The organism is Mesoflavibacter sp. SCSIO 43206 (assembly GCF_019904215.1).
Classification (GTDB): domain Bacteria; phylum Bacteroidota; class Bacteroidia; order Flavobacteriales; family Flavobacteriaceae; genus Mesoflavibacter; species Mesoflavibacter zeaxanthinifaciens.
This window is the reverse complement of the sequence record NZ_CP063201.1, coordinates 288,621-301,135: the sequence shown is the minus strand read 5'-3', so window position 1 is coordinate 301,135 and position 12,515 is coordinate 288,621. Positions and strand designations below refer to the sequence as shown.

Below are 12,515 nucleotides of genomic sequence, written 5' to 3'. Positions count from 1 at the left end.
ACCGCTATTAATATGAATATTTTTGAATCTATTAGAAAAGACCACGATACGCAAAGAGAATTACTTGATCAACTTGTACAAACCACAGGAGATACAGATAAGCGTGATACAATTTTTAAGAAATTGAAAAAAGAACTAGAAGTCCATGCAGATGCAGAAGAAAGACATTTTTATAAACCATTGATAAGTGATGATATGATGCAAGATAAAGCCAGACATGGTATTGCAGAACATCATGAAATTGATGAACTTATAGAAAAGCTAGAAGATACAGACTATGACTCTTCAGCTTGGTTAAAATATGCTAAAGATTTAAAAGAAAAAGTAGAACATCATCTAGAAGATGAAGAACATTCATTCTTTCAATTAGCAGGAAAAGTGTTTAATCAAAAGCAAAAAGAAGACTTAGCTAAAAAATATAGAAGTTACATGATAGAAAATTTATAGGTGAAAAGCACATCAATAAATAAAAAACTTTACAATCAAATTCTTTTACAACCAGAAAAGGTTATAGAAGAATTTGATTTGGTTTATACCAATCCTTCACATCTAAATATTCAAAGATTAAAAGAAAATAAAACCTTCATATTTATATATAAAGGGAAAAATTTGACAGATCAAGCACAACTTAAAAGAATAGAAGGTTTAGTAATTCCACCAGCTTGGCGCCAAGTTAAAATTTCTTCACTTTCAAACACACATCTTCAGGCTGTAGGTAGAGATGCAAAACAAAGAAAACAGTATAAATACCATCAAAAATGGAAAGAAATACGAAACCAAACCAAATACTACAAAATGGTTTTGTTTGCAAACCATCTACCCAATATTAGAAAAAAAGTAGACCAAGATTTAGATCAAAAACAATGGACAAAATCTAAGGTTTTAGCATTGGTTGTAAAATTAATGGAAGAAACACATATAAGAATAGGTAACAGTCAATATGCAAAGAAGAATAAAACATACGGACTAACCACATTAAGAACAAGACACGTAAATACATATAAAGATAAAATTCAGTTTGAGTTTGTAGGTAAAAAAGGAAAAGAACACAAAGTTTCAATTAAAAATAAAAAGTTAATTAGACTTGTTAATAAGTGTGAAGAAATTCCTGGTTGGGAGTTATTTCAGTACTATGATCAAGAAGGAAACAAGCAAAAAATAGATAGCACATTATTAAACCAATACCTAAAAGACATAAGCGGTACCATCTTTACTGCAAAAGATTTTAGGACATGGGCAGCATCTATAATATTTTTTGAATCGTTGTTAGAATTAGGAACAGAAAATGATAAAAACCAAAACAAAAAAAATATTCTTAAAGCAATAGACGTCGCTGCTAAAGAATTAGGAAACACAAGAAATGTTTGCAAAAAATATTATATACATCCAGCAATAATTAGTAGTTATGAAGTTGGAAGTATAGAACAGTTTTTTAATAAAGCAAAAAAACAATCACTTGAAACAGAATATTTCACTTCTTCAGAAAAAGCTTTAAAACACCTTTTAAAATCATATACAGTAAAACTATAATCTTAGTAAAAACAACTTTAATCTTAAAGCCATCTTAAAATAGATTTTTTACTGTTAATAGCCGTTAAACTTAGATTAAACCATTGTTAAACAGGCTGTTTGTGGCTAATGTAACTCTTATCTTTATAATGAGATTTGAAAGTCAAGTCTTTTAATTAATCACAAGTATAACATGTTACGTTGGACTGTTCTCTTTATATTTTTAGCATTTATTGCAGCCATCTTAGGGTTTGGTAACATAGCAGGAAATTTAGCTTTTCTAGCAAAACTATGTTTCTTTCTATTTGTTGCTTTATTCGTTGGTTCTTTATACAAAGAGATCACAGAAAACTAACAACTAAAAAATCAAAAATTATGGCAACTTACACAGAACAAGTAGGAAGTAAACTAAACAACTTATTAGAAAAAACATATGATGCAGAAAAAGGATTTAAAAAAGCTGCAGAAAATGTAGAAAATAGCGCTTTAAAAAATTATTTTAATCAAAAAGCACAAGAGCGTTATCAGTTTGGACATGAATTAAAAGGAGAAATTAAATCTTTTAATCAAGAGGTAGATAAAGGAGGAAGTTTAATTGGAGATGCTCATAGAGCTTGGATGGATGTAAAAAAAGTGTTTTCTTCAGATAATGAAGAATCTATGTTAGAAGAAGCAATTAGAGGCGAAAAATCTGCTGTAGAAGAGTATGAGGAAGTATTAAACGAAACTTCACTACCAATGTCAACAAAAAACATCTTAGAAAAGCAGAAAGCAACAATAACTAACGGATTATCAAATATCAAATCGTTAGAAGATTTAAGATAATAATCAAATAGAAAAAGAAAAAGGTCTGAATATTTTCAGACCTTTTTTTATGATAACAAAATACATATCATATGTGTTTTTTTTCGTCAATTTCTTCAGAGCTGTTATCTAAATATTTTCTAATATCAGAAGGTGTTTCTATTTTATAAAAATTATCTTTTACAATTAAAACCGGATTAGTAATAACAACAGGACTATTTTGCACGATTTTAATCCAATCTTGTTTAGATAATTTGACGTCCTTACTATAATTTTTTGTAAAATCAGGATGCTCTTTATTAACAAAATCTTTTGGATGTAATTTTAAATTCTGAAATATTTCTAACCATTGTGTGCCAGAAACCTTTGTTTTTGTTACATCAATAGTAAACACTTTATTTTTGCTATCTTCAAGATAAGCTAAGGCTTGTTTGCCAATACTGTTTTCAGAACTGTAAATTAAAATGTTTTGGTTTTTGTTAGTAGCGATCACTCCCATTTGGTTTTTATTTTTCATATTACCGTAAGTTAGTAATAATTAGCGTAAAAGGGTCTTAAATTAATGTAAAAAACAACAAAATATAAACAATCTTTATTTGTAGATAATAACTTTTAATAACTTCTACGTAAGGTTTTTATTAAAAAAACTACTTTTGTTATACAATAAAAATGAAATTAAATATGTCAGATAATATAGAAAAAGTTAAGTGCTTAATAATAGGTTCTGGTCCTGCTGGTTACACAGCAGCAATTTATGCAGCTAGAGCAAATATGAATCCTGTTTTATACCAAGGTAACCAACCTGGTGGACAATTAACAACTACAAATGATGTAGAAAACTTCCCAGGTTACCCAGAAGGTATCACAGGTCCAGAAATGATGTTACAGCTACAAGCACAAGCAGAACGTTTTGGAACAGATATTAGAAATGGATGGATTACTAAAGTAGATTTTTCTGGAGATGTACATAAAGTTTGGGTTAATGATGAAACCGAAATACATAGCGATACTATAATAATATCTACTGGTGCAAGTGCAAAATATTTAGGTTTAGAGTCTGAACAGAAATATCTAAAACTTGGTGGCGGTGTTTCTGCATGTGCAGTATGTGATGGATTTTTCTATCGTAATCAAGAAGTTGTAATTGTAGGAGCAGGAGACAGCGCTTGTGAAGAAGCACATTACCTTTCTAAACTTTGTAAAAAAGTAACCATGTTAGTAAGACGTGACGAGTTTAGAGCTTCTAAAATCATGGCAGAACGTGTTAAAAATACTGAAAATATAGAGATTTTATATAATACAGAAACCGATGAGGTTTTAGGAGATGGACAAGTTGTAACTGGAGTAAGAGTATTTAATAATCAAACTAAAGAAAAGCAAGAAATACCTGCAACAGGATTTTTTGTAGCAATTGGGCATAAACCTAACACAGATATCTTTAAAGATTATTTAGACTTAGATGAAACAGGTTATATTATAAATGCAAAACCAGGTACATCAAAAACAAATGTAGAAGGTGTTTTTGTAAGTGGAGATGCAGCAGATCATGTATACAGACAAGCTATAACAGCTGCAGGAACAGGTTGTATGGCAGCATTAGATGCAGAGCGTTACCTAGCAGCTAAAGATGCTTCTTTTGAAGTTAATACAGCAACAAACTACTAAATAAAGTAAGTTAAATCTTACAAAGATAAACCGAAGCAAATCAGCTTCGGTTTTTTTATGCGTTTTATTTAGAAATAAAACGTTATAGTAATTAATTTTTTTCAGAGTTTTAACAGTATTTCTGGTTAAATATCAAATTTGATTTATGCTGATATTTGTCATAAAATAAGGCAGAGTTTCTTCAGAAATTTGTCATATAATTTTAAAGCAAATTACTATGAACTCTCAAATCAAATTAAAAGTAACATTATTAACGCTAGTTACTTTTCTCTCTTTCTCAATACAAATTTTTTCTCAATCTTATAAAGTAAGTAATGCAAGTTCTGATTTAAAAGTTTATGGAACTTCAAGTTTACACGATTGGCACGTAGATGCAGAAGATGTAAAAGGAAGCTTACAGATTGAAGTTTCAGAAGAAGCGTTAAGCATTAAGAAATTAAATGTCGAAATCATTTCCGAAAGTTTAAAAAGTGGTAAAAAGTCTATGGACAAAAACACTTATAAAGCTTTAGAAACAGATAAGTATTCTTCAATAAAATTCAACTATTTAAGCACAAAAAGCATTACAAAAGTAAGTGATAATACTTATAGTGTAGAAGCTTACGGAAACCTTTCTATTACAGGAAACACTCAAAAAATTCTTTTAAAATTTAAATTAAAAACAGAAGATAATAAAGTGTCTATAGTAGGAGAAAAGTCTATCAAAATGACCTCTTACGGTGTAGAGCCACCAACAGCATTATTAGGAACCATAAAAACAGGTGACGACTTAACAATAAAATTCAATATCAAATTACAATAAACAATAACTAATTAAATACTTAAACAAAATGAAATCAATATTTAAACATGCATTAATAGTAGTTTTAATGCTATCAGGATTAAGCGTATTTGCGCAAAACAGAAACTTAGATAATTACAGGCAACCAGATAAAAACGGTATCAATGTATTTGAAGCACCAAAAGATACTTTATCTACATTTGAAAACGTAAAAGTTAGAATTGGTGGTGCATCAACATTACAATATCAAGCTTTAGATCATTACAATTCTGGTGCTGTACCATTAGCAGGAATTGGTTACAACTTTAACCTTGCAACAGCAAACTTAGATTTAGATGTAGCTTTAGCTAAAGGTGTGAGAATGCACTTAAGAACTTATTTATCTTCTAGACACCATCCAGAACCATATGTAAAAGGAGGATATTTTCAAATTGATAACTTAGACTTTATTAATGAAGGTTTATTAAGTGATTTAATGAAGTATACTACTATCAAAATTGGTCACATGGAAAACAACTATGGTGATGCTCACTTTAGAAGAAGTGATAACGCACAAACAATGTATAACCCATTTGTAGGAAACTTAATTATGGATGCGTTTACAACAGAAGTTGGTGCAGAAGTATACTACCAAAGAAACGGATTCATTGGTATGTTAGGTTTCGCTAACGGAAAATTAAACCAATCTGTTGAAGAAAATGCTTCAGGAATGACTGGTGGAGCTTCTTTCTTAGCTAAGTTAGGTTACGATAAGCAATTTAACGATGACTTTAGATTTAGATTAACAGGATCTTTATACAACACAGGTTATGTGCCAAACCTATATCTTTATAAAGCAGACCGTACAGGATCTAGATACTACCACGTAATGCAAGCAGAATCTGCTACATCAGATAACTTTAGATCAGGACGTTTTTCTCCTAGTTTTAAAAACAGTATAACAGCAATTATGTTTAACCCATTTGTTAAGTATAAAGGATTAGAATTCTTCGGAACAGTAGAAAGTGCTACAGGTAAATCTTCAGGAGATACAGATACAAGAAACACAATGCAATATGCAGGAGAAGTAGTTTACCGTTTTGGAGAAAAAGAAAATGTTTACCTAGGAGCTAGATACAATACAGTAGACTCTGAAGAAGTTGGAGGAGATGTAAATATAGATAGATTCCAAGTAGGAGCTGGATGGTTTATGACTAAAAACATCTTACTAAAAGCTGAATACGTAAACCAAACTTATGACGGAGATGGTTTTACAGGAGGATTATACGATGAAGGAGAATTTAAAGGGTTAATGGTAGAAGCTGCAATTAGTTTCTAGCACATAAACTATTGTAATATTTTGAATTAGTTTAATTTACATAAATTGCAAAGCAGACCTCATGTGTTTTGAGGTTTGTTTTGTAAATTTAAAAAATCAGGATTGTAATCATGAAAAAGTTAATTTTTATACTTGTTGTTTTTTCAACATTGGCTTTTACTAAAGTTATGGTTAACAATACCTCGGTTGTAATCTTACCAAAAAGCGAACTGTTGATTAAAGGAAAAACCAATGTTAACAGTTTTAAATGCGATTTTGATTTAAAACAAATAGAAAACCCAATACCACTTTATTATCAAATTAAAGAGAATAAATTAGTTTTTGATCAAGCAAAATTGGTGTTAGATAATCAATGTTTTGACTGCGGAAGTAAGGCTATAAATAAAGATTTTAATAAGCTTTTAAAAACCAAAACGTATCCAGAAATTAAACTTCATTTAAAAGAAATAAATAAAACTAATAAAAAAGAAAACACAGTAACAGCAAAGGTTGAAATCTTTATAGCAGGTAAAACAAAATCTTACACTTTACCAGTAACAATTAAAGATAAAGAAGCACTTTGTGTTTACGGAAAATTAAAATTAAATATTACAGATTTTGGTCTAGAAGCGCCTAAAAAAGCTTTAGGTTTGATAGTCGTTTCTAATGAAATTGAAATAAACTTTAATTTAAGTTTTGCTCAAAAATAAATTACAAATGATAAAACAAAAAAGGTGTTTAGATCAATTTAAACACCTTTTTTTTATACGTTAATCTTAACAATTATTTCTTCTTTAAAATAGCATTATCTTCAAAAGATTCTATATTGATTTTTGGACTACCATAAATTTCAATTTCTGAAGTGCCAGAAGCATTTATGTTGAGGTCTCTAGACGCATTTACCTTAGCTTCTGCACGATTAAGAGTTGTAATGTTTATGTTTTTAATGCTAAGTTTTTCTCCGTTAAATTCAGAAGAATTATCAACGTTTAAGTCTAAGTCTTTAGCGTCTCCTTCTATTTGTGCATCTGCACTTTCTAGTAAATCTGCTTCAATTTTAGAGGCATTAATTAATGCTTCAATTTTACTGTCACCATTTAATTCTAAAGTAACATTATCTGCAGTAATGTTTAATTTATTTCTTGCTTTACCTTCATTTATGTGTTTAATCATTGTACATTCAACAGTTAAAAAAGCTCTAGAGTTATCTTTAGTTACTAAAGTTAAGTCTGTAAATTTCAGACTGTTTTCAGAGAACATTTCTGCTTCTTCCTTCAATTCAATTGTATTTAAAACATCTGTATAAAATACGGTAATTTCTTGTTTTTTAAATCTTAATTTTGCTGTTGTTTTTAAGGTAAGTGTGCTGTCTTTATCAATGATTTTTATGTAATCATGAAGATTTTCATCCGTTACAATTTTTACTGCAGCAGTTTCGGCTTTTACAAGTTTTACCTCAAAATCTTCGGTTAGTAATAGTCTGTTAAAAGGGTTAATGTCTGTTGTGTTGGTAGATAACACTCTGCTACCTTTTACTTTATCTTGCGCAAGAGATAGTGTAGATATTAGTGCGCATAAAATTAGAAGTAAGGTTTTATTCATTTTATAAATTATATTGATATGAACAAATATAAACAAAAACCATCCCAAACTTTATTTTGTTTGAGATGGTAGCTACTTTTAGTGGTTAATAATGGTTGTTTTAGACTAAAATATCTATAATGGTGTTAATTAAATATTCGATTAATGCGACCATAATTGATGTTTTTTGATTGATTGATGGTTATTTTTCTTTTTTAGTGTTTGTGATGTTTATACCTTCTTTGTCATCTATAATGACTTTTACATTTTTGGTACTTGCATCAAAAACAGTATCGTTTATTTTGATTTTTAAGTTTTCACCTTTGGCTTCAAAACCATCTTCATTAAATTTAATTTTAGAGGTTTCTCCATCTAAGTCTACGTTAATTTTTAATTCATCTTCATCTTCATCTTCTTCTTCTTCTTCAGGACAATCTAAACAAGTTGCATTGTTTTGTTTTATCTTAAAATAATGACCAGTATTTTCTCTTAAATAGCCATCAAAACTACTGTAGCTTATAAAACTTTCTGTATTAGGGTTGTTGTAAATTACGCTTCCTTCGGGTAAGTAAACTGTAACTTCTACTTTTTGATCACGTTTAGCTTCTGCGTTTGGTATTAAAAAATAATTATCTAATTCTAACTTATTACCATTAATGCTATAGTTATAATCAATAGTTTTTGCACGTTCTTTGGCGCTTTCAAAAGTTCTTCCTCTAGAAGATTTAAAAACTTTAATTTTTGCAACACTATCACTAGTAGATTTAATATTTACTCTTATGTCTTGAGAAAAAGTTACCTTTTCTCCGTTTTCATCAAAACCAGTTCTAAAATTATGATAACGTCTATAATAATCTCCAGCAAAATTATCGTTACCCTTCATTGTTAAAACTAAGGTGTCTGTGCTTTTAATGGTTTCAATCTTTTCGTTTATAATTACCGGCGCTTTTTCGCTGTAACTTAGACCTTGATTAATTGATATAGCAATCAAACCTATTAAAGATAAAAGCCATAAACCTAGTAACGTAAACTTAGCAATATTGCTTAATGGTTTTAGGTTTGAAACCAATATTTTTAAACCTAAGTAGAATAAAAATATAAGCGGAATAACTGATACAATAAAGATTAAGATTGATAATAGCTCAAAAGACATTCCGCTAGTTGTTGAAAGCTCCATTAAATCATTGTCGAAAAAATGAATATTACTATTAAAAAAAGAGCCTATAATTAACCCAACGGTTAGCGCAACAGTACCAGCAATGGTTGCTAAGACAATAAATAGTCCTATGATTTTTGCAAAGATTTTAAAAACACCTTTAATAAGATTACCTAAACCGTCAAAAAATGATTTACTACTGTCTTTAATTTTGTTAGTTGGTATGCGTTTTACAGAATCACTAATGTTATCCGACGCATGCTCAAAACCCTCTTTTAGCTTATCGGCATGTTTTTGAAAATCTATATTTTTAACATTTTCGCTTACGCTATCAAATCCGTCACGAATTTTTTTTTCAATGTTACTAATATTTACAGCTTCACCAGTCATGGTAAGCTTTTCTGCAGTTGTTTTAGCTTCAGGAACTAAAATCCAAAGTAAAATGTACAAGAACACACCAGTACCAGCACCAAACACAAGTAAAATCCATATTAAACGTATCCAAATAGCGTCAATACCAAAGTAATGGGCTAAACCAGCAGACACACCACCAATATAAGAGTTGTCTGTATCTCTGTAAAGTTTTTTACTACTGCTAGATCTGTAAGTATTTTTAGTTTTGCTAGAAGGTTCATCTTCAAAAATCTCGTCATCAACAAGATAATCTTCAGGTTGTCCCATAATGGCAATAACTTCTTCAACTTCTTTGTTACCAATAACCTGTCTTTCGGTCTTCATGCGTTCTGTAAATAATTCCGAAATCCTAGCTTCAATATCCGATATAATTTCTTCGCGACCTTGAGAGTCAGTAAATGAACGTTTTATAGCCTCAAGATAGCGCTGTAATTTTAAGTATGCATCTTCATCTATATGAAAGAATATACCTGCTAAATTTATGTTGACTGTTTTATTCATTTTTTAGTTGATTTAATTTGTGTTACTATGTTAACTGCATTTTGTAATTCGTCCCAAGTTTGGGTTAATTCTTTTAAAAAGATATGTCCAGTTTCTGTTAGTCCGTAGTATTTACGTGGAGGACCAGAAGTAGACTCTTCCCAACGGTAGCTTAGTAAGCCAGCGTTTTTTAGTCGTGTTAATAATGGGTAAATTGTACCTTCAACTACTAACAACTTAGCGTCTTTTAAAGTGTCTAAAATTTCTGCAACGTAAGCGTCTTCATCTTTTAAGACAGACAGTATGCAGTATTCTAACACACCTTTTCGCATTTGTGCTTTTGTATTTTCTATCTTCATATTTTTATGAGATTTATTGTTAAACTGTTCATTTTTTGATGATTATTTTTGATTAAATTGATGATTCTTTTTTTTATAGCGTTACCCTATCGGGTCGGGCTTTCGCAAGTCGCAATCAAAGATGTGCTCCAACAATTGCTCAATCCCTAACGCTGGCTAACTTGCTATCTTGATTTTTAATAACTGATTCATGTTTTATTTAATAAAATTAATGCTAAACGGATATTGATAAAATTCGCCATCCTTAGCTTTTATACTAGCGTTTATTATAAAAATGATTTCTAGAACAAACCCTATTACTGCTACAAACCCTAAACTACCACCTAATATAAATAGAGGCGAAGGTTCATTTAAACTAATATGTAAACCGTCAAAGGTGTTAATTTCAAAAAAATCTAAATGACTAAACACGTTAAATAAAAAAAACGGTACAAATAACAATCCTAAAATCATGGTATATAATAAAATGCTAATCTGAAAATTAATAGCTTGTTTACCATGGGTATCAATAAAATCAGATTTTTCTTTATTAGTTATCCATAAAACAATTGGTCCAATAAAATTTCCAAACGGAATAATAAAGCGACTAAATGTCGATAAATGTATTATAGTTGCTAGATTTTTTTGGTGATTAGTAAGCATGATTTTAAAAGTATATAATAGTTTCTTATGCAAATATATATCTAAAAGAAGGTATTATGCAATACAAAGTACCTTAAATTAACATTTTATTAACATATTGAGTTGTGGATTATTTTCAATAATTTAGCCAAAAACCCGAAAGTAATATTATGAAGTTAACACCAAGCAAACTAAATACCTATACAATGTTTAAACTGCCATCTGCCTATATTTGTGGTGTAAGAACAAAGTCAATTTCTGATCAAAATTGTGTAGTAACAGTAAAACATAAATGGATTAATCAAAATCCTTTCAAATCAATGTTTTGGGCAGTACAAGGTATGGCTGCAGAATTTTCTACAGGCGCATTGGTTATTGCAAAAATCCAAGAAAGTGGTCAAAAAATATCAATGTTAGTGACTACAAACAAAGCTGTTTTTACTAAAAAAGCAACAGGAAAAATAACCTTTACCTGTAATGATGGCAATAAAATAGATCAAGCTATAGCGCAAACTATAAAAACTGGCAAAGGTCAAACCGTTTGGATGCAATCTCAAGGTGTAAATCAAGATGGAGTAGTGGTTTCTACATTTGATTTTGAATGGTCTATTAAATTAAAGTCAAAGTAACATTGTAACATTTTTACAAATCTTACAACCAATAGTTGTTAATCATTAAATCAAAAAACTATGAATTCACATGAAATAGATTACCGCATTTACGGAGAAGAAATGCAGTATGTAGAAATAGAACTAGACCCAAACGAAGGTGTTATTGCAGAAGCAGGCAGCTTTATGATGATGGACGATGGTATAAAAATGGAAACCATTTTTGGAGATGGATCACAAAAAGATCAAGGCTTTTTAGGTAAAGTTTTTGGTGCCGGAAAACGTCTACTTACTGGAGAAAGTTTGTTTATGACAGCATTTTACAATGTACTACATGGTAAACGTAACGTTAGTTTTGCATCACCTTATCCAGGAAAAATTGTACCTATCGATTTAATGGAGTATCGTGGTAAATTTATTTGTCAAAAAGATGCTTTTTTATGTGCAGCAAAAGGCGTTAGTGTAGGTGTAGAGTTTTCTAAGCGTTTAGGACGTGGGCTTTTTGGTGGCGAAGGTTTTATTATGCAAAAGTTAGAAGGTGACGGTATGGCGTTTGTACATGCTGGCGGAACTTTAGCTAGAAAAGTATTACAACCAGGTGAAACGTTAAGAGTAGATACCGGTTGTATTGTAGGTTTTACACAAGATGTAGATTATGATATAGAGTTTGTTGGTGGTATAAAAAACACCATTTTTGGCGGTGAAGGTTTGTTTTTTGCAACCTTAAAAGGTCCAGGTGTTGTTTATATACAATCTTTACCTTTTAGTAGGTTAGCAGGTCGTGTTTTAGCAAGTTTACCACGCGGAGGAAAAGATAAAGGCGAAGGTAGTATTTTAGGTGGTTTAGGAGATATTATTGGTGGCGATAATAGGTTTTAAAAGACTTTTTTTAACGTCTTTTTAACTGTTAAAATTCGTTGGTTTTAAATTTTGAAACAATTTTTTTGTTACATTTAATCTGAAATTTTAAACCGTTTGCCTATTTACAAAACTACCTTTATTTAACTAAAACTTAAAATTAATTATGGCAAGAGCAATGTTTGAGTACACCAAAACTGTACTTCAAAAAGTTAGTTTTGACACCACGTTGTTTTGCAGAGAGGTACAAAAAGCTTTAGAGCGTTTATTACCTTATGAAATTGAAGAGCTTAAAGTATTTATAGACTCTTTAGTAAAGCAAAACCCAAAACTAAATCAATGTTTAATTTATCTTGAACAATAAATATAAAGCGATCTTTTA

General features: G+C 30.0%; 16 protein-coding genes. 11 read left to right on the top strand and 5 right to left on the bottom strand.

The window, feature by feature from the left end:
* Nucleotides 1-12: 12 nt before the first annotated feature.
* From INR78_RS01545 to INR78_RS01530, 4 genes are all read left to right on the top strand, one after another.
* The gene (locus tag INR78_RS01545; protein ID WP_223077194.1) at nucleotides 13-447 is read left to right on the top strand and encodes a hemerythrin domain-containing protein; all 435 of its coding nucleotides are present in this window, start codon (nucleotides 13-15) and stop codon (nucleotides 445-447) included.
* Entirely contained in the window at nucleotides 448-1,530 is a 1,083-nt protein-coding gene (locus tag INR78_RS01540) for a DNA topoisomerase IB (protein ID WP_223077193.1), read from the top strand. It begins immediately after the preceding gene.
* A 172-nt stretch (nucleotides 1,531-1,702) separates the two neighbouring features.
* Entirely contained in the window at nucleotides 1,703-1,864 is a 162-nt protein-coding gene (locus INR78_RS01535) for a DUF1328 domain-containing protein (protein WP_223077192.1), read from the top strand.
* A 20-nt stretch (nucleotides 1,865-1,884) separates the two neighbouring features.
* Nucleotides 1,885-2,334, top strand: coding sequence for a PA2169 family four-helix-bundle protein (locus INR78_RS01530; RefSeq protein WP_223077191.1), 450 nt, complete (start codon nucleotides 1,885-1,887; stop codon nucleotides 2,332-2,334).
* 67 nt (nucleotides 2,335-2,401) lie between these two features.
* Here the strand turns inward: INR78_RS01530 and INR78_RS01525 are convergent, their stop codons facing one another.
* The gene (locus INR78_RS01525) at nucleotides 2,402-2,830 is read right to left on the bottom strand and encodes an arsenate reductase family protein (RefSeq protein ID WP_255593098.1); all 429 of its coding nucleotides are present in this window, start codon (nucleotides 2,828-2,830) and stop codon (nucleotides 2,402-2,404) included.
* A gap of 164 nt (nucleotides 2,831-2,994) precedes the next feature.
* Between INR78_RS01525 and trxB the strand changes: the two genes are divergently transcribed.
* The 4 genes from trxB (at nucleotide 2,995) to INR78_RS01505 (ending at nucleotide 6,766) form a co-directional block, all read left to right on the top strand.
* Complete coding sequence (gene trxB, locus INR78_RS01520) at nucleotides 2,995-3,978, top strand: thioredoxin-disulfide reductase (RefSeq protein WP_223078014.1); 984 nt, start codon at nucleotides 2,995-2,997, stop codon at nucleotides 3,976-3,978.
* Nucleotides 3,979-4,195: 217 nt separating this feature from the next.
* Nucleotides 4,196-4,780: a YceI family protein gene (locus INR78_RS01515; protein ID WP_223077190.1), complete on the top strand. Its 585-nt coding sequence runs from the start codon at nucleotides 4,196-4,198 to the stop codon at nucleotides 4,778-4,780.
* 28 nt (nucleotides 4,781-4,808) lie between these two features.
* Nucleotides 4,809-6,077 carry a hypothetical protein gene (locus INR78_RS01510; RefSeq protein WP_223077189.1) on the top strand — a complete coding sequence of 423 codons (1,269 nt, stop codon included), beginning with the start codon at nucleotides 4,809-4,811 and terminating at the stop codon, nucleotides 6,075-6,077.
* Nucleotides 6,078-6,187: 110 nt separating this feature from the next.
* Complete coding sequence (locus INR78_RS01505; RefSeq protein WP_223077188.1) at nucleotides 6,188-6,766, top strand: YceI family protein; 579 nt, start codon at nucleotides 6,188-6,190, stop codon at nucleotides 6,764-6,766.
* 73 nt (nucleotides 6,767-6,839) lie between these two features.
* Here the strand turns inward: INR78_RS01505 and INR78_RS01500 are convergent, their stop codons facing one another.
* The 4 genes from INR78_RS01500 to INR78_RS01485 all read right to left on the bottom strand — a co-directional run bounded on the left by INR78_RS01500 (nucleotide 6,840) and on the right by INR78_RS01485 (nucleotide 10,688).
* Nucleotides 6,840-7,658 carry a GIN domain-containing protein gene (locus INR78_RS01500; protein WP_223077187.1) on the bottom strand — a complete coding sequence of 273 codons (819 nt, stop codon included), beginning with the start codon at nucleotides 7,656-7,658 and terminating at the stop codon, nucleotides 6,840-6,842.
* Between the two features lie 181 nt (nucleotides 7,659-7,839).
* On the bottom strand, nucleotides 7,840-9,708 hold the full coding sequence (locus INR78_RS01495) for a PspC domain-containing protein (RefSeq protein ID WP_223077186.1): 1,869 nt from the start codon (nucleotides 9,706-9,708) through the stop codon (nucleotides 7,840-7,842).
* Nucleotides 9,705-10,046, bottom strand: a complete 342-nt coding sequence (locus tag INR78_RS01490; protein WP_027880605.1) for a PadR family transcriptional regulator — start codon at nucleotides 10,044-10,046, stop codon at nucleotides 9,705-9,707. The genes INR78_RS01495 and INR78_RS01490 overlap by 4 nt, the downstream gene beginning before the upstream one ends.
* A 195-nt stretch (nucleotides 10,047-10,241) precedes the next feature.
* A complete protein-coding gene (locus tag INR78_RS01485; protein ID WP_223077185.1) occupies nucleotides 10,242-10,688 on the bottom strand; it encodes a DUF4870 domain-containing protein in 447 nt (148 codons plus the stop codon).
* 149 nt (nucleotides 10,689-10,837) lie between these two features.
* On the opposite strand from INR78_RS01485, the gene INR78_RS01480 reads away from it, so the two are divergent.
* The 3 genes from INR78_RS01480 to INR78_RS01470 all read left to right on the top strand — a co-directional run bounded on the left by INR78_RS01480 (nucleotide 10,838) and on the right by INR78_RS01470 (nucleotide 12,497).
* On the top strand, nucleotides 10,838-11,296 hold the full coding sequence (locus INR78_RS01480) for a DUF4442 domain-containing protein (RefSeq protein WP_223077184.1): 459 nt from the start codon (nucleotides 10,838-10,840) through the stop codon (nucleotides 11,294-11,296).
* 60 nt (nucleotides 11,297-11,356) lie between these two features.
* A complete protein-coding gene (locus INR78_RS01475) occupies nucleotides 11,357-12,154 on the top strand; it encodes a TIGR00266 family protein (protein ID WP_223077183.1) in 798 nt (265 codons plus the stop codon).
* A gap of 145 nt (nucleotides 12,155-12,299) precedes the next feature.
* Nucleotides 12,300-12,497 carry a hypothetical protein gene (locus INR78_RS01470; RefSeq protein WP_223077182.1) on the top strand — a complete coding sequence of 66 codons (198 nt, stop codon included), beginning with the start codon at nucleotides 12,300-12,302 and terminating at the stop codon, nucleotides 12,495-12,497.
* The last annotated feature ends 18 nt before the right edge of the window (nucleotides 12,498-12,515 follow it).

Excerpts from the sequence above, each read along its gene's own strand:
- INR78_RS01530 (WP_223077191.1), top strand. The coding sequence starts at position 1,885 with ATGGCAACTTACACAGAACAAGTAGGAAGTAAACTAAACAACTTATTA.
- INR78_RS01505 (WP_223077188.1), top strand. The coding sequence starts at position 6,188 with ATGAAAAAGTTAATTTTTATACTTGTTGTTTTTTCAACATTGGCTTTT.
- INR78_RS01485 (WP_223077185.1), bottom strand. The coding sequence starts at position 10,688 with ATGCTTACTAATCACCAAAAAAATCTAGCAACTATAATACATTTATCG.
- INR78_RS01535 (WP_223077192.1), top strand. The coding sequence starts at position 1,703 with ATGTTACGTTGGACTGTTCTCTTTATATTTTTAGCATTTATTGCAGCC.
- trxB (WP_223078014.1), top strand. The coding sequence starts at position 2,995 with ATGTCAGATAATATAGAAAAAGTTAAGTGCTTAATAATAGGTTCTGGT.
- INR78_RS01510 (WP_223077189.1), top strand. The coding sequence starts at position 4,809 with ATGAAATCAATATTTAAACATGCATTAATAGTAGTTTTAATGCTATCA.
- INR78_RS01525 (WP_255593098.1), bottom strand. The coding sequence starts at position 2,830 with ATGAAAAATAAAAACCAAATGGGAGTGATCGCTACTAACAAAAACCAA.
- INR78_RS01515 (WP_223077190.1), top strand. The coding sequence starts at position 4,196 with ATGAACTCTCAAATCAAATTAAAAGTAACATTATTAACGCTAGTTACT.
- INR78_RS01545 (WP_223077194.1), top strand. The coding sequence starts at position 13 with ATGAATATTTTTGAATCTATTAGAAAAGACCACGATACGCAAAGAGAA.
- INR78_RS01490 (WP_027880605.1), bottom strand. The coding sequence starts at position 10,046 with ATGAAGATAGAAAATACAAAAGCACAAATGCGAAAAGGTGTGTTAGAA.
- INR78_RS01475 (WP_223077183.1), top strand. The coding sequence starts at position 11,357 with ATGAATTCACATGAAATAGATTACCGCATTTACGGAGAAGAAATGCAG.
- INR78_RS01495 (WP_223077186.1), bottom strand. The coding sequence starts at position 9,708 with ATGAATAAAACAGTCAACATAAATTTAGCAGGTATATTCTTTCATATA.
- INR78_RS01480 (WP_223077184.1), top strand. The coding sequence starts at position 10,838 with ATGAAGTTAACACCAAGCAAACTAAATACCTATACAATGTTTAAACTG.
- INR78_RS01500 (WP_223077187.1), bottom strand. The coding sequence starts at position 7,658 with ATGAATAAAACCTTACTTCTAATTTTATGCGCACTAATATCTACACTA.
- INR78_RS01470 (WP_223077182.1), top strand. The coding sequence starts at position 12,300 with ATGGCAAGAGCAATGTTTGAGTACACCAAAACTGTACTTCAAAAAGTT.